Origin of the sequence: Dactylococcopsis salina PCC 8305 (assembly GCF_000317615.1) — a bacterium.
GTDB lineage: Bacteria > Cyanobacteriota > Cyanobacteriia > Cyanobacteriales > Rubidibacteraceae > Halothece > Halothece salina.
Window position 1 is genome coordinate 3,531,896 of sequence record NC_019780.1, and the last position, 20,339, is coordinate 3,552,234.

Consider the following 20,339-nt stretch of genomic DNA (forward strand, 5'->3'; position numbering starts at 1 on the left):
TGCCAATTTTAAAATTATTGCTATCAAACTCTTATGGTTTCGTTGGTTGCTTGCGATTTCCTCTTCTTTGGTTAGGGGTCGAAATGAACATTAAGTTAGATTAAGCTGACGAAAAAAAAATCATTAACTGTGGGCAAAAATCTAGAAATGTGGTATGCAAGCAGCTTTTAAGTTGAATTAAACATCATTCCCATTCCACGATACCTTTTTTGCCAATACCAAATACCAAATAACAAATAACAAATAACCAATAACCAATCAAGAGAAGCAAGAAAAGGGCGAATTTTTTTTCAGGGGTTGCGCTCGATCGAGTTTCCTGATAAAGTATTCTTAGACAATGGGAAGTGTTGCCAATTTTAGAAAAAGCCCCTGAAAGCAAGGAAATTCGTTTTCTATATCCCCCCTCCCCGTATTGACAAGCGTCGATCGAGCATGAGATTTTCCAAGATAATTAAACAGCAAACATAAGAAAAACCAGTGGGTGGAATTGAGAAAATGTGGTATGCAAACCGATTTGAGGTTGAATCAAAAATCATCCCCAACCGCCACACCATGAAGCATAAAGAGATCAGTTTTCCCAATGACTAATGACTAATTGGTGTTGGGTTTCGCGGTAGCTCCACAAGGGCCTACTTTTGATCTAAGATCAGGTTCAGTGTTGGGTTTCGCGTAGAGACGTTCCATGGAACGTCTCTACCCAACCTACTTGGGATTGGTGATTGACCAATGCTGATTAATGGTTGTTTAACCAAGAGATGATGAAGTTGTTGACGGATTCTGGTTTTTCATCATGGGGACAATGTCCGGCTTTGGGAATGGGATGAAATTCTACCTCTGATTGATTTTCGCTGAGGTTTTGATAAATTTTCGCCCCTTTGATGGGTGTCCAAGGATCATCTTCTCCCCATAAAATAAGTAGAGGACATTTCCGCTGCGGTAATAAGTCTTCTGGTTTCGGTCCGGGAGGGGCGGTTAAAACGGATGCAAATACTTTTTGTGCGCCAAGATCACAGGAAGGTTGGTAAAGTAAATCGACTAATTCGTCGGTAATGGCGGCGCGATCGCGGTAAACTTGTTTTAAGGTGTTCCGAATGCGAGATTTACTCCGCACTTGGTTAAAGACAAATTCACCGATTTTAGGGGTACTCACGAGTTTAGTAAATGTTCCCATGACGACATTGAGAGGAAACTGTAACTCTTCAGGGCGATGATTTAATCCCCCTGCGCTATTGATTAAGACTCCTCCCGCGCTGATTTCTGGATAGTCTGTTATCATCATTAGTGCGAGTAGCCCGCCGATCGAGTTGCCAACAAAGACAGTTGGTTGATTGATGTGAGCTTGCCAAAAATCATAGAGTTGCTGTTGCCATAATTCAACGCTATAGTCTAAAGCAGGTTTGTCTGAGCCACCAAATCCTAACAAATCGACGGCGAAGACTTGATAACCCGCATCGGCTAAGATAGGGATGTTTTTTCGCCAATGCCCGATCGATGCGCCAAAACCATGAATTAACAGTAATGGTAATCCTTTTCCCTGTACTGTATAAACGGTGTTGTAGCCTTGCCATTGCCAAGTATAGCGAGTTAAAGCAGTGGTGGGAGTGAGAGATTGAGTCATAATTGTCTTTATAACGGATTGTTAATTTTTTTCCATCATATCTAAAATCGGTGATGGGGTTAGCAACAATCAATTACCAATAACGAGTTATAAAATATGTCTATTTTTACTCTCAAATCAGTTAAAAAAGACTTTGGCATTAAAGAGATTCTCCGCGACGCAACCTTTAGCATTGATGAAACGGAAAAAGTCGGATTAATTGGAACAAATGGATCAGGAAAATCAACCTTACTTAAAATGTTAGCTGGTTTAGAACCGATCGATGCGGGAGAATTTAAAGTTAATCAGAACGTTCGATCGGTGTATCTTCCCCAACAGCCAGAAGTTGATGAAAATAATACCATTTTAGAGCAAGTTTTAGCCAGTAGTGGTGAACAAGTAGAACTGATTAAAGAATATGAAACCCTTTCGGAAAAACTCGCCACTGATCCCAATAATAATCAACTTTTATCTCGCTTTTCTACTGTCACCCAAAAAATGGACGCGATGGGAACATGGGATTTAGACACCAAAGCTAAAATTATTTTAGATAAACTTGGCTTACCGAATCATCAAGCTGCGGTGAAAAATTTGTCGGGTGGAGAAAGAAAACGAGTCGCTTTGACGGCGGCTTTATTATCAGAACCAGATGCGTTATTAATGGATGAACCAACCAACCATTTGGATGCGGATTCGGTGGAATGGTTACAAGATTATTTAAAAAACTTTCGTGGTGCGTTATTGTTAGTCACTCACGATCGATATTTTTTGGATCGAGTCACCGATCGGATTTTAGAAATCGATCGCGCTGATTTGTATTCCTACAGTGGGAACTACTCTTATTATCTCGAAAAAAAGGCAGAAATTGAAGCAGCAGAAGCCAGTAGTTTGCAAAAATATAAAAGTGTTTTAAGACGAGAATTAGCTTGGTTAAAACAAGGGCCAAAAGCCAGAGGAACAAAACAGAAAGCACGGATTCAAGCAATTGATGAACTGCAAAATCAAGAGTTCAAAGAAGCAAAAGGTAATGTAGAAATTTCTACCCCTAGCCGTCGTATTGGTAAGAAAGTAATTGAAGCAGAAAATGTTAGTAAGTCTTATAACGATCGAGTTTTAATTCAAAACTTTACCTACGAATTTAGTCCCAACGATCGCATCGGAATTATTGGCGAAAATGGGGCGGGAAAATCAACCCTAATGGATATTGTAACGGGAAGACTAGAACCCGATTTGGGGAAAGTAGAAATTGGTGCAACGGTTCATATTGGTTATTTTGACCAACATTCTGAAAATCTTCTCAAAGCAAAAAATGAAGAACAAAGAGTGATTGAATATCTCAAAGATGTAGCAGAATATGTCAAAACAGGAGACGGAACATTAATCACCGCTTCACAAATGTTGGAGCGATTTTTATTCCCTCCTAATCAACAATATCTCCCCTTACATAAACTTTCTGGCGGTGAAAAACGACGTTTATTTCTACTCAAAGTTTTGATGAGTGCGCCTAATGTTTTAATTCTGGATGAACCAACGAATGATTTAGATGTACAAACGCTAAGTATTTTAGAAGATTATTTGGAAGAATTTAATGGTTGTGTCATTACTGTATCCCACGATCGATATTTTTTAGACCGAACTGTTAAACAAATTTTTGCTTTTTCTGAAGGAGGAGAAATCAAGTTTTATCCTGGGAATTATTCCACTTATTTAGACTATAAAGAAGCGGAAGAAGCAGCACAAGAAAAGACCGCTCCCAAACCACAAAAAACGAAAGCGGAGACGAACGGAAAAGCGAAAAAAACATCATCAAATAAAACGCGCCGACTTTCTAATTGGGAACGAAAAGAGTTGGAAAAATTAGAGACGAAAATTCCACAATTGGAAACCGAAAAAGCGGAATTAGAAAAGACACTTTATGAAACATCTTCTCAGAAATATAGTGACTTACAAAAAATCTCAGAACAGGTGGCAACTTTAGAACAACAGATTGAAGAAGCAACCGATCGCTGGTTAGAATTAGCAGAAATGGAGTGATAAAATAATACGGAGACGCTCGATCGCGCGCGATCGCCACAGCACAACATCGCCTTTCCTTTCGCCCTTGCGCTGAAGCAAGATTATAGATGTAGCCCCTGCTATCATCGAACCTTACCGCAATCCGATTAATGTCGATGAAGTGCGTAAATGTTTGCAGAAATCCCTGGATATAGAAGCCGCGCTTAAGCGTCGTTCTAGACGAGAGAAAACTTCTTTAATTGAGGAGTTGCAAACCCTGCCGAAAAATGACAGGTTTCGAGATGATATTCTTGAGATTGTGTCCAACATGATTGCTATTTTAGAAGTAAGAAGGCAAGAACAGGAAACTTTAGAAATTGAAGAGAGGGAATTTCTCATGCAATTATCAACTGTTTACACGCAACGTTTAGAAGAGGCGGAACAACGGGGTGAACAGCGCGCACAACGCAATATCGCCCGAAACCTCCTCATTCAGGGAATGGAAATCGATCGAGTTGCTGAACTCACCGCACTTTCTGTTGAAGAAGTCGCCAAATTGAGGGAAAATCCCTCGAATGACTAATGACTAATTAGTGTTGGGTTTCGCTTCGCTTCACCCAACCTACTTGTGATCTTATCACTTAGTTAGTAGCCCCCTAGCCCCCAACTTTGAACTTAGTTAGTGTTGGGTTTCGCTTCGCTTCACCCAACCTACTTGTGATCTTATCACTTAGTTAGTAGCCCCCTAGCCCCCAATTTTGGGGGAACAATGACCAGTAGGTTCGGTGGAGGTAACGAAACCCAACACCAATCATTGGTCATTGGTCATTGGAAAACAAAGAACAAAAATGTAGGTTGGGTGGAGGTAACGAAACCCAACACCAATCATTGGTCATTGGTCATTGGTCATTGGAAAACAAAGGACGAAGGACGAAAGACAAAGTAGGTTGGGTAGAGACGTTCCATGGAACGTCTCTACCCGTTATGGAACGTCTCTACCCGTTATGGAACGTCTCTACCCGTTATGGAACGTCTCTACCCGTTATGGAACGTCTCTACCCGTTATGGAACGTCTCTACCCGAAACCCAACATCAATCAGTGACCAGTTACCAGTAGTTTTCAAACTTAGTTAGTAAAATTTGATAAAAGGGCGTTTCTGGCTTGTTCGCGATCGTCAAAATGGATTTTTTCTGTGCCTAAAATTTGATAGTCTTCGTGACCTTTTCCCGCAATTAAAACCCCGTCCCCCGATCGCGCCATTTTGATCGCTTCTGCAATCGCAACGGCTCGATCGCGCTCAACAATCGGCTTCACCCCTTCTGTCATTCCCCCTAATATATCATCAATAATCTGCTGCGGGTCTTCCGTGCGTGGATTATCGGAAGTAACAACCGCCACATCAGCCAGCTGCCCCGCAATTTTCCCCATCATCGGGCGTTTGCTGCGATCGCGATCCCCTCCACATCCAAACACACAAATCATCCTTCCTGCAATAAAAGGACGGGCTGCGGTTAATAAATTCTCTAAACTATCAGGAGTATGGGCATAGTCAACAATCACACTAATTTCCTGTTTCGGATCAATTTCCACTCGTTCCATCCGTCCAGGAACCCCTGAGAACTGCGGTAAACACTGGGCGATCGTGCTTAAATCCACACCCAAATGTAACGCCGCGCCCACGGCTGCCAACAGATTCGATAAATTAAACTCTCCCACCAAGGGCGATCGAAACTCAATTTCCCCTTGAGGTGTTTTTAAGGTCCCTTGTACCCCATTGGCTTCATAACGCAAATTTTCCGTGTATAAATCCGCACTGCTATCCGTGATACTATAACGCCAAACCTGCTCAAAAGTCAGTTCTGCAAGCAACCGTTTGCCATAGAGATCATCTTGATTAATCACAGCGCGGTTTTTTAGATATTCAGGACGGAATAACAAGGCTTTCGCTTGAAAATAATCCTCCATTGTGGGATGGAAATCCAGATGATCTTGGGTTAAATTCGTGAACACAGACACCTCAAATGCACAGCCTTTCACTCGTCCTTGCGCCAAAGCATGGGAACTCACTTCTAACACCCCATATTGATTACCAGCTTGTTCCGCTGCCGCTAATTGTTCCTGAAGCTCGATCGCAAACGGAGTGGTATGAGTCGCCACTTGATGATATCCTTGCCAACGCGCGTAAAGCGTCCCAAACAGCGCTGTCGTCGGAGATTGTTGAGACAGAAAAAACTCAATCAGGTGAGTCGTCGTCGTTTTCCCGTTTGTTCCTGTCACCCCGACTAAATCCAGCTTTTGTGAAGGATAATCATAAAACTTCGCTCCGATTTGAGCGCAAACCTCGACGATATTCTCCACAGGAAGCACACAAACCTCATCAGAAGGCGGATAACGTTTCGCCGCTTCTGTACTGATAATAGCAGCTATTGCACCCGCTTCGATCGCGCTGCGCCAAAAATCCCCACCATCAACCCTTGTTCCCGGAAGACCAATAAAAACATTTCCAGGCTGACATTTATGGGAATTAGTAGTGATTCCAGTGACAGTTTCCTCCAAGAAAGTAGGATGAGAACACAGGATGGAAAGAGGATCGAGTAATTCACGTAATTTCATTTTGTTATTTTGTTATGGCAGCAACAGTTTTTTGATAAGTTGTTTTCAATTGTGCCATCAATGTAGCTGGAGGAAAAGGATCGTCCCGAATCGGAGATCAACGCGAAAAAATAGAGGAAGGTTAAAATAGTTGCCAGCGATCGCAACTAGAGTTAATAAAAACAGAATCACGCGCGATCGCGCCCGTTAATTTCATAAGAATTAATACGTGGTAAGAGACGGTTTACTCAGAATTTTATTGATCATCAAAACACTTTCTATGATATCAAGTAGTCAATCCTGAAAACCTGTGTTATTCTAATGAAAGGTTGTTAATTAAATAACCGTTTAGGGAGAAAGGAGGTGATGCCCATGAGTATAAGTGATAAACCTATGGGTCACCTGATTGAAAAATGCCGGCTGTGTGCCGGGGCTGTTCTCAAATAGTCAGTTGACTCCTCCCTGTGAGGAATAACTAGCTGTACGAGTTCCTCTCGGCAGTCAGGTTTCAATCAGATGTGACCCGCTAGACCGCTCTCGTCTTCAAGTGTGAAAGCACTCCCAGATGAGAGCGGATAGTTTTTTAAGGTGAAATATTCGGGGAATTATCAATGATTGGAATTTGGGTTTTAGGAACACAGCTTTCTTTAGATCAAAGCGCCGTAAAAAGTTGTGAAAATCAGAAAGAAAAAACAAACGTTATTCTCATTGAGTCTCAGGAATACGCCAAACAACGACGGTATCATCAACAAAAATTAGTCTTAGTTTGGTCGGCGATGCGTCACTTTTCAGAAACTCTAAAAGAGGAAGGCTGGAAGGTGAATTATGAAACAGCAACGGATTTTTTGACTCCCTTAAAAGCATGGGTGAAGGAAAATCAAATCACTGAGTTACGGGTGATGACTCCCAATGATCGATCGGTCTCTAATTTTATCAAAAACTTAGACCTTGCTTGTGAAATTGTTCTTTTTCCAGACAACCATTTTTTATGGTCAACAGAAGCGTTTCAACAGTGGACAACTAACCGTAAACGGATTTTATTAGAAGACTTTTATCGAGAGGGAAGAAAGCGGTTTAAAGTTTTAGTAGAAGACAATAAACCCATCGGGGGAAAATGGAATTATGATCAAGAAAACCGCAAACCTCCGAAGAAAAATTTAAATCCTCCCTCACCTCTAAATTTCCCCCCAGACTCAATTACGACTGAAGTTATAGAAACCGTAAAGTCTCTATCTTTCCCCACTTATGGCGAGATTGATAATTTTAATTGGGGAGTAACTAGAGAAGACGCAAAAAACGTTCTTTCCCATTTTATCGAAACCAATTTACCCAATTTTGGCACTTATCAAGATGCGATGGTGACTGGAGAAAATACGCTTTGGCATTCTTTAATTTCTCCTTATATTAATCTGGGTTTATTACATCCTTTGGAGGTAATTAAGGCGGTAGAAAATGCTTACTACAAGCAAGATTTACCTTTAAATAGTGTCGAGGGATTGATTCGACAGGTTTTAGGATGGCGAGAATTTTTACATGGAATTTATCATTGGGTTGATGTTGATTATGGTCAGGGAAATTGGTTTAATCATACCCAACCCTTACCGCATTTTTTCTGGGATAGTCGTGAAACTGATCTCAATTGTTTAAAGCAAGTTTTACAACAAGTGGAAAATACGGGTTATGCTCATCATATTCAACGGCTGATGATTTTGAGTAATTTTGCTCTGATTGTTGGGGTTTCTCCACAGGAATTAAAAGACTGGTTTCATGCTGCTTTTATTGATGCGTATGATTGGGTAATGGAAACTAATGTTATCGGAATGGGACAATTTGCTGATGGTGGCGTGTTTGCTTCTAAACCTTATGCCTCTTCTGCGAATTATGTTAACAAAATGAGTGATTATTGTGCCGATTGTTGTTATAATCCCAAGCATCGATCGCAGGGTGATGCTTGTCCATTTAACTTTTTCTACTGGGATTTTATCGCTCGTCAGCGCGATCGACTTCAGTCTTTAGGACGCATGAATTTAGTTTTGGCAAATTTGCGGAAAATTGATGCTGATGAATTGGCGCAAATACAGGGGTTAGCGGACAATTGGCGAGATCAACATTGTCCTTAATCTTAACTTAACGTTAAATTTGCAATTCTTATCTTTAACCTTTGTTTTCCACTGACTATTCCCCAGTTTTTCCACAGCTTTTTGGGAAGTTTTCCACAGTTTCCCCCCTAGTTTTCCACAGTTAGTGACGAGAGAATCAAGGGTAGAACAGATTTAAATCTCCAAGCGGGTTTTCTCGATCAAAAATCCGTATGTACTGAGTTTAGATGAAGTAATGTAACAAAAAAGAGATTCAAAGCCTTATTACTCCGTTTAGGTTGAGATCAAGCCCAGAAATCTGTAACATTTCTCAGCATTGACAAAATGCCCCCCTCTTAGACGACAATGGAGCGACTAAGCGTAAATCTAAAACAACCAACGCGCTTGGATTGGTAACTCATTTATTGGAGGGTAAAGTCGCTGTGAGAACGAACGTTAACCTTTCGACAGAAATTCCCCAAGAGCTTCACGACTCCTTACAACGCTATCTCGATGAACATCCCACATGGAATCAAGATCGTGTATTGGCGGCGGCTCTATCGCTGTTTCTGTTGCAAAATAGCCAAAATAAGGTGGAACAGAGTGCGAAGACTTATCGCAGTTGCGCTCAGGTTTATCTCGAAACGTTATTTCAGTAAAATGGTTCTGTAAGTTAGGAAACGGGGAAGATGGTAGAGACTTTAATTGTCGGAGCAGGAATTAGTGGTTTGACCACTGCTTATCGGTTACATGAGCAACAACATGAGGTGATGGTAGCCGAAAAGAACGATCGAGCAGGGGGAAACATTACCAGCAAAGCCAGTGGGGGTTTCCTCTGGGAAGAAGGACCCAATAGCTTTTCCCCGACCCCAGAATTGCTAAAACTGGCGGTAGATGTGGGGTTAAAAGATGAGTTCGTATTTGCCGATCCGACGCTTCCCCGTTATGTTTATTGGCAGGGGAAACTACTTCCTGTTCCCATGAGTCCCCCAGCGGCGGTAAAATCGCAACTACTGAGTCCATTGGGGAAACTGCGAGCGTTAACGGGTGCGATCGGGTTTGTTCCCCCAAAGGTGGCGACTGAAGAAGAAACAGTGGCGGAATTTTTCACCCGTCATTTAGGCTCGGAAGTGGCGCAGCGATTGGTGAGTCCTTTTGTTTCTGGGGTGTATGCTGGAGATGTGGCAAACTTGAGCGCTTCGGCAGCTTTTGCACGAGTGACGCAATTGGCGGATGTGGGAGGCGGATTGGTTGCTGGGGCAATTTTATCTCGTGGCAAGAAAAAAAAGGCAACCACTGAGGTTAATTCAGAGATTCCCAAAACGCGATCGGGAGAATTAGGATCATTTCGAGAAGGGTTACAGCAATTACCAAGCTCGATCGCCCGTAAATTAGGAGAGGCGGTAAAATTCAATTGGGAACTAAAACAGATTTCCCAGACTTCAGAAGCGGGCTACATTGCCACTTTTTCCACCCCAGAAGGAGAACAAAACGTGGAAGCGCAGCAAATCATCCTCACGACTCCTGCTTATGTTAACGCTCCAATTTTACAAGACTTATCCCCAGAAGCGAGTCAAGCGCTGAGAGAAATTGATTATCCGCCAGTGGCTTGTGTGGTTCTCGCGTATCCCGATGAAGCCTTCAGTGTGCCATTAGACGGGTTTGGTAATCTCAATCCGCGTAGTGAAGGAGTCCGTACTTTAGGAACAATTTGGTCTTCTACTTTGTTTTCTGGACGTACTCCTCAAGGTTGGCAGATTCTGACTAATTTTATCGGCGGCGCAACTGATCCTGAAATTGCTCAACTCAGTGAAGAAGAGATTGTTCAACAAGTCCATCAAGACTTACAGAAAACCATAGTTAAACCGAATACGACACCGAAACCCCTAGCGGTTCATTTATGGTCGCAAGCGATTCCTCAATATACCCTTGGACATCTCGATCGAATCGCGAGAATTAAAGAGAGTTTGAAACCGTTTTCGGGGCTATTTTTATCCAGCAACTATCTTGATGGCGTTGCGTTAGGAGATTGTGTGCGGCGCGGGGAAGAAACAGCAGCCCAGATTCTTAGATAAACCGTAGGTTGGGTGGAGAAGACGAAACCCAACACTAATCAGACAAACCGTAGGTTGGGTAGAGACGTTCCATGGAACGTCTCCACACGAAACCCAACACCAATCAGTAACCAGTTATCAAAAATCAATCAGAATGTCAGAGATTAAATTAATTGTGGGTTTAGGAAACCCAGGAGATAAATATGATAAAACTCGCCATAATATCGGGTTTGAGGTGGTCGATGCGATCGCCAAAGATTGGGGACTAGAATGGCGAGAAAATAATCGTTTTAAGGGAAATTACAGTGAGGGATTTGTCCCTAACCTCGGAAAAATAAGATTGTTGAAGCCAACCACTTACATGAATCATTCTGGACAAGCCGTTCGATCGGTGTGTGATTGGTATAAAATCGCTCCTGAATCAGTTTTAATTATCTATGATGATCTTGATCTACCAGTGGGAAAACTACGTTTGCGCCTTTCTGGATCGGCTGGAGGACATAATGGTATCAAATCAATTATTGCTCATTTAGGAACGCAGCAATTTCCTCGACTTCGCATTGGGATTAAAAAAACCGATACAGTTAAGGATACAATCAGCCATGTTTTAGGGAAGTTTTCTCCTGATGAACAGCCTTATATTAAAGAAGCGTTAGCCATTGCGCCAAAAGTGTTGGAAACAGTGTTAAGTGATGGTTTCGAGAAAGCCATGAATCTGTATAACTAAGAACTTGTGCTTTCAGATTTTCCTAATCCTAATTCTTGTCGTAGCAGACGAATCGACTCAGCACTGATATAATTATCGCTACAGATCACTTGTGGCAATCGAATCAGATCATCTGAAATTTCCTGAACCGTGCGTTTGACTTGGGAATAACTACCTTGATCGCAGACAATGGTTTGTGCGGTGCGAACTAACGCTTTCAGTCTGGGAAAATCAGTGGTTTGGGCGCTCATTACCAGTAGTTCGTCTCCCCGTAAACTATGAATAATCCGTTCGGCGGCATCCAAAAATCCAGAACTGAGGCTGACAATCCCTAAACAGGTGTTGGCTTTAAGTTGAGTAATAATTTTAATTTCCTCCGCATAGTTATAAATATCAACAGGAATGACGCGCACTGATTTGGGAGCGGCGATCGCTTCCACATCTTTGATAAAATAACGGCTAGTGACGATCGTTGCCGAGTCTGTCTCTTCTAACACTTCCGCCAGTTGTTCAATTAGCACTAATTGAGTAGGAACGCCTAACGTCGGTTCGAGGTCTTGTAGAATTAATTGTCCCGCACCGAAATCGCTTTCGGGAACACTTACCAAAACTTGAGCGCTACATTGTAATCGCCAGTTAATTTCGGAGAGAAAAATCTCTCGTATTTGCGGTAAGGAATAACCTAAACTGAGCAGTTCATTAATCCCATTTTGCACCGCTTGTTCTGTCTTTTCGGGGAAATCATCAGCTTCAGAAGCAACTGGCTGAGAGAGGTGTCGGTTTCCCGCTTCGTGACCTTGGGCCTTCACATAAATCCCAGAACCAGCGAGAGATTCGACTAATCCAGTTTCTTCCAGTTGGCGATAGACTTTGCTGATGGTGTTGCGATGTAATCCTGTCATCATCGCCAGTTGTCGGGTACTCGGAAGACGATGACCTGGGGGATACTGTCGGGAGGCGATCGCAAATTGAATTTGATCAAAAAGCTGTTTGGAGGCGGGAATTTCGCTGTCCAGTTTGATGTGAAATTTAACCATCTGCTCAATTACTCCCTCGATCGCGCTTTCAATTCTAATCCTAGTTTAAGTGATTTCCAGAATTTTTGGTTTTAAGACTTGCATAATCTTAATTGTCGTGCTTTAATGGAAAAGCTGAGGAAATAAATATTCTTGGTGAAATTGTTTTCCCTTTTTTCGGGGGTGTGGCGGAATGGTAGACGCTGCGGACTTAAAATCCGTTGACCGTAAAGGTCGTGAGAGTTCAAGTCTCTCCACCCCCATCAGTTTCAGAAAATTCCCAAAACGGGCTACGACAACATTGGCTTAGATTTGGCTGAATTTTCCTTAAATGAAAACCTTGTAAACGATGGGAAACAGCGACGGAAGGGGTCACAAAATGAAACCGAACGCTATACAACTGAGCTTGTTTTGAAACTATTAAAAAAGCGGTTGTTTTCCTCTCCTGCTGCGTTTTTAAGCATCCTCGAACAGCATGAAAGCAGTTTAAAACAAGCACAGAAACGCCCTTCCCGTCAGTTGATGAAACCCACTGTGGAGATTTTACAGCGTCAGTTAGATGCGAATGAGGAATATGAAGAATTTACAGAAAGCGCGATCGCAGCCACTTCTCCCTGATTTCGGGAATTATCTGCAGAAGAACAGCACAATCTCGATCGAATCTCAATCATGCAGAATCTTATTTATTCTAACTTTAGCCTCGCTGCCTTGTTTGTTTTACTTTGGAATTCTGGCTTTATTGGTGCTGAGTATGGTTTACCTTACACAGGAACATTTACCTTATTATTTTGGCGTTATGGCGCACTGACGCTAGTTTTATTCGCCTATCTACTTCTCACCAAACAGTTAGCCCGACAACCCTTAAAAACGATTCTTCACACCTCTTTAGTGGGAGTTTTAGCTCATGGGGTGTGGCTCAGTTGTGCTTTACTTGCCTTAGAACAAAATGTTCCAGCGGGAATTGTTGCTCTGGTTGTGGCGTTACAACCCCTTGCTACTGGTGCTTTTTCTGGGTTAGTGGTGGGAGAACAAGCCAGTCGATGGCAATGGTTAGGATTAATTACGGGATTTCTAGGCGTTGCGATCGCGGTGGGAACTCGTATTCAGGTTAATGACGAAGCCTCATTCTTTGGTTATTTTATCCCCTTTGGTTCGGTAATCGCAATTACGATCGCCAGTTTACTACAAAGGCGACGAGAAACTTCATCCCAGAATTATCCTCGTCTTTCTGTTGCCGAAACCTTGTTTTATCAAAGTTTTGCCACTGTTTTAATCCTTACTTTACCTGCGGTTAGTATAGAAAAATTAGAGATTCAGTGGAATTTAGCACTGATAGCAACTTTAAGCTGGTTAATTCTCGGTGTTTCTCTTGCTTCCTACGGTTTAATGTGGAAACTCCTTTCTCGTCTTGATGCTACCCGCGTCGCCAGTTTATTTTATCTCGGCCCACCAGTAACCATGGCGATGGCTTGGGTGGCTTTTGGGGATACCCCACAACTGGCAGATATAATCGGTTTATTGGTGGTAACGGCGGGGGTGATGTTTGTACAGTTTCCTCAACTTCGCCCTCGTTGATCATCTTTTGGCATTTGTCATATAGGCTAGAGGTGAAGATCGAATCAATTGCGGAGTCGTTAATACTATGCCAGAATCTAACCCCAGTAAAGATGATTTTCTCTATCCCCATTATTCTTATCATGGGGAGGCGAAACCAGAAAACATCGTTTTTAATGCTAATTTACAGGAGTTTGCTCAACGGGTGAATTATATCTGTAATTTGGAAACTGGCGGCAAAATTACCAGTAATGAAGCATATCAGCAAATTAAAGAATTATGGCAACAGTTGGATTCTTCACGGGAAGGTTTAGGGATTAGTGAGGAATCAGATGGCCCTGAATGATTGACAGATTACAATTCTTATTAAGAGCAAGACACGATTTAAGAGAATTGAAAAGATAAGTTATGAGTGATCCTATATTTTGGCTGGCGTTGTCCTTGTTTCTCGTTGCGATTAGTTTAACCGCCGTGTTAGTGGCGGCGTTTCCTGTCTTTTTGGAGTTAGCAAGGGTGGCGCGTAGTGCAGAAAAAATTTTGGATATGCTACAGCAAGAGTTACCTGCAATTTTAAAGTCCCTTCGTCTGACTGGAGAGGAAGTAACGGAACTCACTAATGATGTTAATGGTAGCGTGAAAAGTGCAACGAAAGTGATTCAACAGTTCGATCGAGGCGTGACGACGGCAAAAAATCAAGCGCAAGGGGTAAAAAAACAGACTCGTGGGGTGATTACAGGGATTAAAGTGGCTTGGAAAACCTGGCGCGATCGAGCCTAGTTTCCCATTTTCCTAGTCAGCATCAGGATCAATCCCCATCGCACGAAGTTTCGCTTCTAATCTGCTTTTTTCCGCTTGTGCTTGTTGGGCTTCTGTTCGCGCTTGTTGGGCTTCTGCTTGCGCTTGTTGGGCTTCTGCTTGCGCTTGTTGGGCTTCTGCTTGCGCTGCGAGTGCGATTTCTCCTCTAGTTGGCAACACATTCCCCTCAAGATCAGCCCATCTCAACCAAGTGGTTGTTACTCCTTCATAATCACCCGTCCATCGAGTTAAATAGAGTTGTAATCCTTGGCAAAAATAGCCTTTTTCTTCCCAGGTTAAAGGTTGATACATTCTTCCATTCAAGCGAAAACCAGCAAAATCTTCGGGATTAAAGGGATCATACCAAAAGTATTCGGGAATACGCATTTGGTCTTGATAAACATCTTTTTTTGTGGTTTTATCATATCTGGCGGTACTTTCGGAAAGTAATTCTACAATTACATCAGGAGTTTTCCCTTCTTCCCAAACGACCCAACTTTTTCGTTCCACTTTTGGAACATCTAACACGGCAAAAAAATCAGGTCCTTTGAAATCTTCATTTTTCAGTTGTACTGCACTGTAATAAATAAACATATTACCGCCAATGTATCCCTGATCTTGTTTTTCGATCCATGGATATAAAGCATGAATTAATAAATCCATTTGCATTTTATGTCGTTGAGTTTCCATAGGAATACCATCATCACAAGGGAGTTGATCTTGAGTCGGTAGTGCGATCGATTCGGTTGTAGAAATCATAACTTTTATTCTCCTGTTAATTGCCATAAAATGATCGATTAAGCCCCCCTTAATAAGGGGGGTTTGGGGGGATCGACTGTTACCTGAATTGTTGAAAATGGTATAATAATGACGATTATCCCCAATTAGGAAAATCATTTTAACGCCAATAACGACGACCTTTCCAAAATACTCCCACCATAATTCCGAGTAAGGCGGGATAGGAAAATTGGACTAGAAAACTCGGTAAAGGAAGCAAACCCGTTAAGGCTAAAGCAATCACTAAACACAGCACTAGCGCCCACAAACTACCAGCATTTAAAAACACTTGTGAACGGAATTGATCACAGATATAAACCCCTAAAATGCCAATACCGCCAGCAACGGCTAAGGGAATTAACATTCCTAAAGGTGGGGAAAATAAAAAGGAAATGCTCGATCGAAACGGTTCAGAATTAGCGAGTAAAAAAATTAATAAATAGTCGATCGCGCTAACAATGGCGACAGTTGTTAACGCAATCAGAGAAAGGGGTTTCCAGGGTTGAGATTTAAACCGACGTAGGGGATCATTCATAATCAATCATCCGTTAACTTGAAGGCGCTTCGGTGGTTTCTGAGGGCTTAAAAAATCGTTCTGTAATTCTAGCGGTAATAATGTGAGATAGTAAACCAATGGGGCCAGCAAACAGACATAAAATAATAGAATGGACAGTAAAAATGCCTTTTTCTTGTCCTTGCCAATAAACCCATGTTCCCACAAATAAATCCATAACTAAAAAATGCGCCCAACCCGTAGCGGCGGCACTTTCTTCGGAAAAGAGTTTGGTAATTGTTGGCAGATCAGGGTTAGATAAAGCGGCGCCTGATTCTGCGTTTAAGGTATTCGTAAAGAAGAAAACATAAAATCCTACTAATACGATAAAGGGGAGGAAAGAGGACATTACTTTTTTAGTAAATCCCCAATTGGGAAGAAAAATAATTAATGTCCAAAAGGGTAAGACGAATAAGTTGGCAATGTTAAAGACGAGATTGAGATTCATTTTTTTTGTTATGTTGGGTTAATGATTACTGACTGAGTGCTTTTAAGAAGCGTTGTAAGTTACTAAAAATTCCTTGCTTTTTGTAAGACTTTTTAGCAAAAACGGGGGTTTCTTCTTCTGAAACATCTTCTCCTGCTGCTTTTCTTAAGAGACGATCGAGGTCATCTCCGACGGGTTTTTCTACTTCTTCACAGAAAAATTCATATTGATTTTCTCCTTTTTCGATCCAAAGTTGCCAACCAGAAGGATAACGTTTAAGTAAAGCGGCTTCATCAAGAGGTTGTAGATAAAAACAACTTTCTAAGGTGCTTAAAAAACGCTCTCGCAGTTGACGGGCGGCGTAACCAATGCCAACCGTGGCAACATCTTCTAGTTGCGGAATTAGCAAAATAACGGGGCGATCGCCAGCAAGATTACAGAGTTTTTCGACTTTTTGCACTTCCACTGCTGAAGGAGAAACGACCAAGAAAATTTGATCTTCCTCCGCAACTTTTTTCTCGATCGGTGTGTTGCGGCTGCCTAAATCATTAACATTAAACTCCACATCTGACCAATTTCTTCTTGCTAAAGCTGCCGCGCCACTATCAGGAAATAATACTTTTAATCCTGAACCATAATCATCAGCAAATAAATCCGTAAATTCTTTGGCAATAGATTCGGCTTTTAACGCAATTTCAGGAACTTTTAATTCTACCTGTAAGCGAGTTAATCCCGCTTCGAGTGCGGCGACAGTTGATTGTTTTGCTTGCGCGATCGCGCTTTCTAACGTATTAGGAAACTCCATCATTTATTTATGTTGTTAAAACCAAATTGGATGCTTTTATTAATCGTTGTAACACTTGTTTCAAAACCATTGCTGTCCATTTTATATCAGCTTCGGTGGTACTGCGTCCCAGTGTTAATCGAATTCCTGCTAACGCCATGGTTTCTGAATATCCCATTGCTGATAAAATTGGGCTAGGCTTGAGTTTACCACTATCACAAGCTGACCCAGCACTAATCCCGATTCCTGCTAAATTTAATTCACGGACTAGGGTTTTCCCTGTGATGGTTTCTTCTGGTGTTTTGACACAAAAACTGACATGATGGGGGAGGCGTTGCGTCCGATCGCCCGTGGGAATCAAATAAGGACAATCGGCGAGTAAATCAAACAATTGTTCCCGTAACTTCTCTAAACGAGGGGTTTCTGTAGTCATTTCTGCTTTCGCCAGTTGCGCGGCGACTCCTAACCCCGCGATCGCGCCGACAGCTTGTGTTCCCGATCGCAATTGTCGCTCTTGTCCGCCTCCCGTCAATAACGGTTTCAGGTCGATGCCCGATCGAACATACAACGCACCTGCCCCCTGCATTCCATAGAACTTGTGACCAGAAAGCGAGAGGAAATCAACTGGAAGCTGTTGGACATCGATCGGCAATTTTCCCGTCACTTGTACCGCATCAGTATGGAATAAAACCCCTTTTTGATGAGCAATTCTACTTAATTCAGCAATGGGTTGTAACGTTCCCACCTCGCTTTGTCCATAGATAATGGAAACCAAAACAGTATTACTTTGGATCGCTGTTTCTAAATCCCAGGGATGAATCCGTCCTTTCGTATCCACAGGAAGACGAGTCACTTCCCAGCCTCTAGTTTCTAGTCGTTTTGCCGTTTGCTCGATCGCGGAATGTTCCACACTAGAAATAATCAGATGTTGAGGAGACGAATATTGAGCAACGACTCCCAATAAAGCAAGATTATCAGATTCCGTGCCACCAGACGTAAACAGAATCGTCTCTGGGGTGGCTGCATTGATTAATTGAGCCACTTCCCCCCGTGCGATTTCGATTTCTGTGGCGGCGCGATTTCCCCAACTATGGAGACTAGAGGGATTTCCCCACTGTTGGCTTAAAACAGTTTGCACCTTAGTAATAACATCAGGATGAGGGGGAGTGGTCGCACTGTGATCGAGATAGATTTGCATTTTTCTGCTTGAACAATACATCATTCCGATGTTCGGATTTATATCTATCTTAATGTCTGTAAAAAGTAGTAAAAAGTAGGTTGGGTAGAGACGTTCCATGGAACGTCTCCACGCGAAACCCAACACCGATCAGTTACAAGTTACAATCAATCCCCCCTAACCCCCCAGGGCTGTTTCATTCTCGGTGTAAAATTATAAAAGTAAAGCGCGATGTCGCGAAGCGACCGCCCTTCGGACCTCGGGCTGATCAATCAGTCGCTCGATCGCGCTCCGCGCACCGATGCGAAGCCTCGATCGCGCATTTTTAGAAAGGTTTCTAATATGTCTAGTTTAATCAGTTACTGAAGCCCGAAGATGGCTTGGAGAAAGGCTTTGGCTACTACCCATTCTCGGTGTTAAAATCGAAAGCGATCGCCTGAACCTCTTACGGTACGTTCGATCGAGACGTTTTTCCTACTTTTTGGCTTTTTCATAAGAAAAAAGAGTCCTGAAATCTCCCCCATCTCCCTTGTCTCCCTTGTCTCCCCCATCTCCCTACCTCCCTTAATTTTAAAAGAATGAAACAGCCCTGGGGGGGGCTAGGGGGGATTCTTTTTCCAGTAACCCACCCCACCTACGTTTAAGCGATACTATAGAGAAGCCATGACCTCATCTGCTGCTTTTAAGGTTTTGTCAATATCCTCATCGGTGTGAGCTAAAGAGGTGAAACCTGCTTCAAACTGAGACGGGGCTAAATAAATTCCTCGTTCTAACATTCCCCGATGATAGCGAGCAAACTTCTGTAAATCTGAGGTTTTTGCATCCTCAAAGCTATGAACGGGACGGTCAGTAAAGAAAACCCCAAACATGGCGCTAATCTGTCCCACAGAAACCGCATGACCATGTTTTTGAGCAATCTCTTTTAAGCCATCGGTTAGTTTTTTCGTCATTTGATCCAATTGTTCGTAAACCCCTGGACGCTGTAACAATTCTAGGGTTTTAATGCCAGCAGTCATCGCTAAAGGATTTCCTGATAGTGTTCCTGCTTGATACATGGGACCTGCTGGGGCGACAACTTCCATGATCTCTTTTTTACCGCCATAAGCGCCCACTGGCAAGCCACCACCGATGATTTTACCGAGTGTGGTTAAATCGGGGGTTACGCCAAATTTTTCTTGTGCGCCACCGTAACTAATGCGGAAACCCGTCATTACTTCATCAAATACCAGTAACGCACCGTTATCAGCAGTAATTTCTCGTAATCCTTCTAAAAAGCCAGCATCAGGAGGAACAAAACCAGAATTTCCCACAACAGGCTCTAAAATCACTCCTGCAATTTCTCCAGGATTATCTTCAAACAGTTTCTTCACTGCTTCTAAATCATTGTAAGGGGCAGCGAGGGTGTTACTGGTGGCGGCTTTGGGAACACCTGGAGAGTCGGGTAAGCCTAATGTCGCAACGCCAGAACCCGCTTGCACGAGGAACATATCACCGCTTCCGTGATAGCAACCTTGGAATTTAATTACTTTATCGCGTCCCGTATAAGCTCGCATTAGGCGCAAGGTTGCCATACAAGCCTCGGTTCCTGAGTTCACAAAACGCACCATTTCAATGCTCGGAACGGCGTTAATGACCATTTCCGCCAAGACGTTTTCTTGGACACAAGGCGCACCAAAACTTGTTCCTTTGTCTAAGGTTTCGTGAAGGGCTTTGATTACTTCTGGGTGAGCGTGACCACAAATGGCGGGTCCCCAAGTGCCAACATAATCAATATATTCGTTACCATCCACATCCCAAACATGAGACCCTTCTACTTTATCGAAAACGATCGGTTGACCGCCGACGGAACTAAAGGCGCGAACAGGAGAACTTACGCCACCTGGCATCAAGTCTTTGGCGTTGCTAAAAATTTCTTCTGATTGTGTGGTGTTAAATGCGGTTGCTGAAGTCATAGCTTTAACTCAAATTGGTTTTTGTTCAAAATTTAGGTTCAAAATTACCATCTCACAGAGACGGGTGACTTTACTATCTTCCCCTACTTTGACAAAGTTTTTTCGATCGAACCAAGTTTGATCCTAATCAACGATGATGCTTCCTGTCTTTGCGATCAAGAAAACTTAATCCGTTACATAAGTTTATAGTTTTTGCAGTAAATACTTTTGATTTTGTAAATAAATGTTACGAAATCAAGGTCGTTTTTTGTCAAATTATGTCGAATCATCGTAAATTCGTA

General features: G+C 42.5%; 21 protein-coding genes, 1 tRNA gene and 1 pseudogene. 13 read left to right on the forward strand and 10 right to left on the reverse strand.

Going from position 1 to position 20,339, the window contains the following annotated elements; genetic code table 11:
• Window positions 1-184 precede the first annotated feature (184 nt).
• Together DACSA_RS21060 and DACSA_RS16835 are read right to left on the reverse strand one after the other, a co-directional pair.
• Window positions 185-379: a hypothetical protein gene (locus DACSA_RS21060; RefSeq protein WP_156800835.1), complete on the reverse strand. Its 195-nt coding sequence runs from the start codon at window positions 377-379 to the stop codon at window positions 185-187.
• A gap of 354 nt (window positions 380-733) precedes the next feature.
• Window positions 734-1,618: an alpha/beta fold hydrolase gene (locus DACSA_RS16835; RefSeq protein ID WP_015230897.1), complete on the reverse strand. Its 885-nt coding sequence runs from the start codon at window positions 1,616-1,618 to the stop codon at window positions 734-736.
• A gap of 96 nt (window positions 1,619-1,714) precedes the next feature.
• Between DACSA_RS16835 and DACSA_RS16840 the strand changes: the two genes are divergently transcribed.
• The 3 genes and pseudogenes from DACSA_RS16840 to DACSA_RS21065 all read left to right on the forward strand — a co-directional run bounded on the left by DACSA_RS16840 (window position 1,715) and on the right by DACSA_RS21065 (window position 4,709).
• Window positions 1,715-3,631 (forward strand): ABC-F family ATP-binding cassette domain-containing protein, encoded by a 1,917-nt coding sequence (locus DACSA_RS16840; RefSeq protein WP_015230898.1) that lies wholly within the window; start codon window positions 1,715-1,717, stop codon window positions 3,629-3,631.
• Window positions 3,632-3,722: 91 nt separating this feature from the next.
• A pseudogene (locus tag DACSA_RS16845) lies at window positions 3,723-4,175 on the forward strand (hypothetical protein); the annotation flags it as partial.
• 381 nt (window positions 4,176-4,556) lie between these two features.
• Entirely contained in the window at window positions 4,557-4,709 is a 153-nt protein-coding gene (locus DACSA_RS21065; protein WP_015230900.1) for a hypothetical protein, read from the forward strand.
• Between the two features lie 9 nt (window positions 4,710-4,718).
• Here the strand turns inward: DACSA_RS21065 and DACSA_RS16850 are convergent, their stop codons facing one another.
• A complete protein-coding gene (locus tag DACSA_RS16850; RefSeq protein WP_015230901.1) occupies window positions 4,719-6,206 on the reverse strand; it encodes a UDP-N-acetylmuramoyl-L-alanyl-D-glutamate--2,6-diaminopimelate ligase in 1,488 nt (495 codons plus the stop codon).
• A gap of 590 nt (window positions 6,207-6,796) precedes the next feature.
• Between DACSA_RS16850 and DACSA_RS16855 the strand changes: the two genes are divergently transcribed.
• From DACSA_RS16855 to pth, 4 genes are all read left to right on the forward strand, one after another.
• Complete coding sequence (locus tag DACSA_RS16855) at window positions 6,797-8,305, forward strand: cryptochrome/photolyase family protein (protein WP_015230902.1); 1,509 nt, start codon at window positions 6,797-6,799, stop codon at window positions 8,303-8,305.
• Between the two features lie 401 nt (window positions 8,306-8,706).
• On the forward strand, window positions 8,707-8,922 hold the full coding sequence (locus DACSA_RS16860; RefSeq protein WP_015230903.1) for a DUF2811 domain-containing protein: 216 nt from the start codon (window positions 8,707-8,709) through the stop codon (window positions 8,920-8,922).
• A 30-nt stretch (window positions 8,923-8,952) separates the two neighbouring features.
• On the forward strand, window positions 8,953-10,338 hold the full coding sequence (gene hemG / locus DACSA_RS16865) for a protoporphyrinogen oxidase (protein WP_015230904.1): 1,386 nt from the start codon (window positions 8,953-8,955) through the stop codon (window positions 10,336-10,338).
• Between the two features lie 133 nt (window positions 10,339-10,471).
• The gene (gene pth / locus DACSA_RS16870) at window positions 10,472-11,044 is read left to right on the forward strand and encodes an aminoacyl-tRNA hydrolase (protein WP_015230905.1); all 573 of its coding nucleotides are present in this window, start codon (window positions 10,472-10,474) and stop codon (window positions 11,042-11,044) included.
• Here the strand turns inward: pth and DACSA_RS16875 are convergent.
• On the reverse strand, window positions 11,041-12,060 hold the full coding sequence (locus DACSA_RS16875; protein WP_015230906.1) for a GntR family transcriptional regulator: 1,020 nt from the start codon (window positions 12,058-12,060) through the stop codon (window positions 11,041-11,043). The genes pth and DACSA_RS16875 overlap by 4 nt on opposite strands.
• A 158-nt stretch (window positions 12,061-12,218) precedes the next feature.
• On the opposite strand from DACSA_RS16875, the gene DACSA_RS16880 reads away from it, so the two are divergent.
• The 5 genes from DACSA_RS16880 to DACSA_RS16900 all read left to right on the forward strand — a co-directional run bounded on the left by DACSA_RS16880 (window position 12,219) and on the right by DACSA_RS16900 (window position 14,370).
• Window positions 12,219-12,302, forward strand: a tRNA-Leu gene (locus tag DACSA_RS16880).
• Window positions 12,303-12,351: 49 nt separating this feature from the next.
• A complete protein-coding gene (locus tag DACSA_RS19440) occupies window positions 12,352-12,657 on the forward strand; it encodes a hypothetical protein (RefSeq protein WP_071880338.1) in 306 nt (101 codons plus the stop codon).
• A 51-nt stretch (window positions 12,658-12,708) separates the two neighbouring features.
• The gene (locus DACSA_RS16890; protein WP_015230907.1) at window positions 12,709-13,614 is read left to right on the forward strand and encodes a DMT family transporter; all 906 of its coding nucleotides are present in this window, start codon (window positions 12,709-12,711) and stop codon (window positions 13,612-13,614) included.
• Window positions 13,615-13,681: 67 nt separating this feature from the next.
• Window positions 13,682-13,939, forward strand: a complete 258-nt coding sequence (locus DACSA_RS16895; protein ID WP_015230908.1) for a DUF7219 family protein — start codon at window positions 13,682-13,684, stop codon at window positions 13,937-13,939.
• Between the two features lie 62 nt (window positions 13,940-14,001).
• Entirely contained in the window at window positions 14,002-14,370 is a 369-nt protein-coding gene (locus DACSA_RS16900; protein WP_015230909.1) for a DUF948 domain-containing protein, read from the forward strand.
• A gap of 12 nt (window positions 14,371-14,382) precedes the next feature.
• Here DACSA_RS16900 and DACSA_RS16905 read toward each other — a convergent pair whose 3' ends face one another.
• From DACSA_RS16905 to DACSA_RS16925, 5 genes are all read right to left on the reverse strand, one after another.
• On the reverse strand, window positions 14,383-15,147 hold the full coding sequence (locus DACSA_RS16905) for a Uma2 family endonuclease (RefSeq protein ID WP_015230910.1): 765 nt from the start codon (window positions 15,145-15,147) through the stop codon (window positions 14,383-14,385).
• A gap of 139 nt (window positions 15,148-15,286) precedes the next feature.
• Window positions 15,287-15,700 carry a hypothetical protein gene (locus tag DACSA_RS16910; protein ID WP_015230911.1) on the reverse strand — a complete coding sequence of 138 codons (414 nt, stop codon included), beginning with the start codon at window positions 15,698-15,700 and terminating at the stop codon, window positions 15,287-15,289.
• A gap of 13 nt (window positions 15,701-15,713) precedes the next feature.
• The gene (locus DACSA_RS16915) at window positions 15,714-16,166 is read right to left on the reverse strand and encodes an ABA4-like family protein (RefSeq protein ID WP_015230912.1); all 453 of its coding nucleotides are present in this window, start codon (window positions 16,164-16,166) and stop codon (window positions 15,714-15,716) included.
• Between the two features lie 25 nt (window positions 16,167-16,191).
• Window positions 16,192-16,950, reverse strand: a complete 759-nt coding sequence (locus tag DACSA_RS16920) for a DUF1995 family protein (protein ID WP_456297641.1) — start codon at window positions 16,948-16,950, stop codon at window positions 16,192-16,194.
• 7 nt (window positions 16,951-16,957) lie between these two features.
• A complete protein-coding gene (locus DACSA_RS16925; RefSeq protein WP_015230914.1) occupies window positions 16,958-18,127 on the reverse strand; it encodes a cysteine desulfurase family protein in 1,170 nt (389 codons plus the stop codon).
• 210 nt (window positions 18,128-18,337) lie between these two features.
• Here DACSA_RS16925 and DACSA_RS22680 point away from each other — a divergent pair, with 210 nt between their 5' ends.
• On the forward strand, window positions 18,338-18,472 hold the full coding sequence (locus DACSA_RS22680; protein WP_269544615.1) for a hypothetical protein: 135 nt from the start codon (window positions 18,338-18,340) through the stop codon (window positions 18,470-18,472).
• Between the two features lie 284 nt (window positions 18,473-18,756).
• On the opposite strand, the gene hemL is transcribed toward DACSA_RS22680, so the two are convergent.
• Window positions 18,757-20,058 carry a glutamate-1-semialdehyde 2,1-aminomutase gene (hemL, locus tag DACSA_RS16930; RefSeq protein ID WP_015230915.1) on the reverse strand — a complete coding sequence of 434 codons (1,302 nt, stop codon included), beginning with the start codon at window positions 20,056-20,058 and terminating at the stop codon, window positions 18,757-18,759.
• Window positions 20,059-20,339 lie beyond the last annotated feature (281 nt).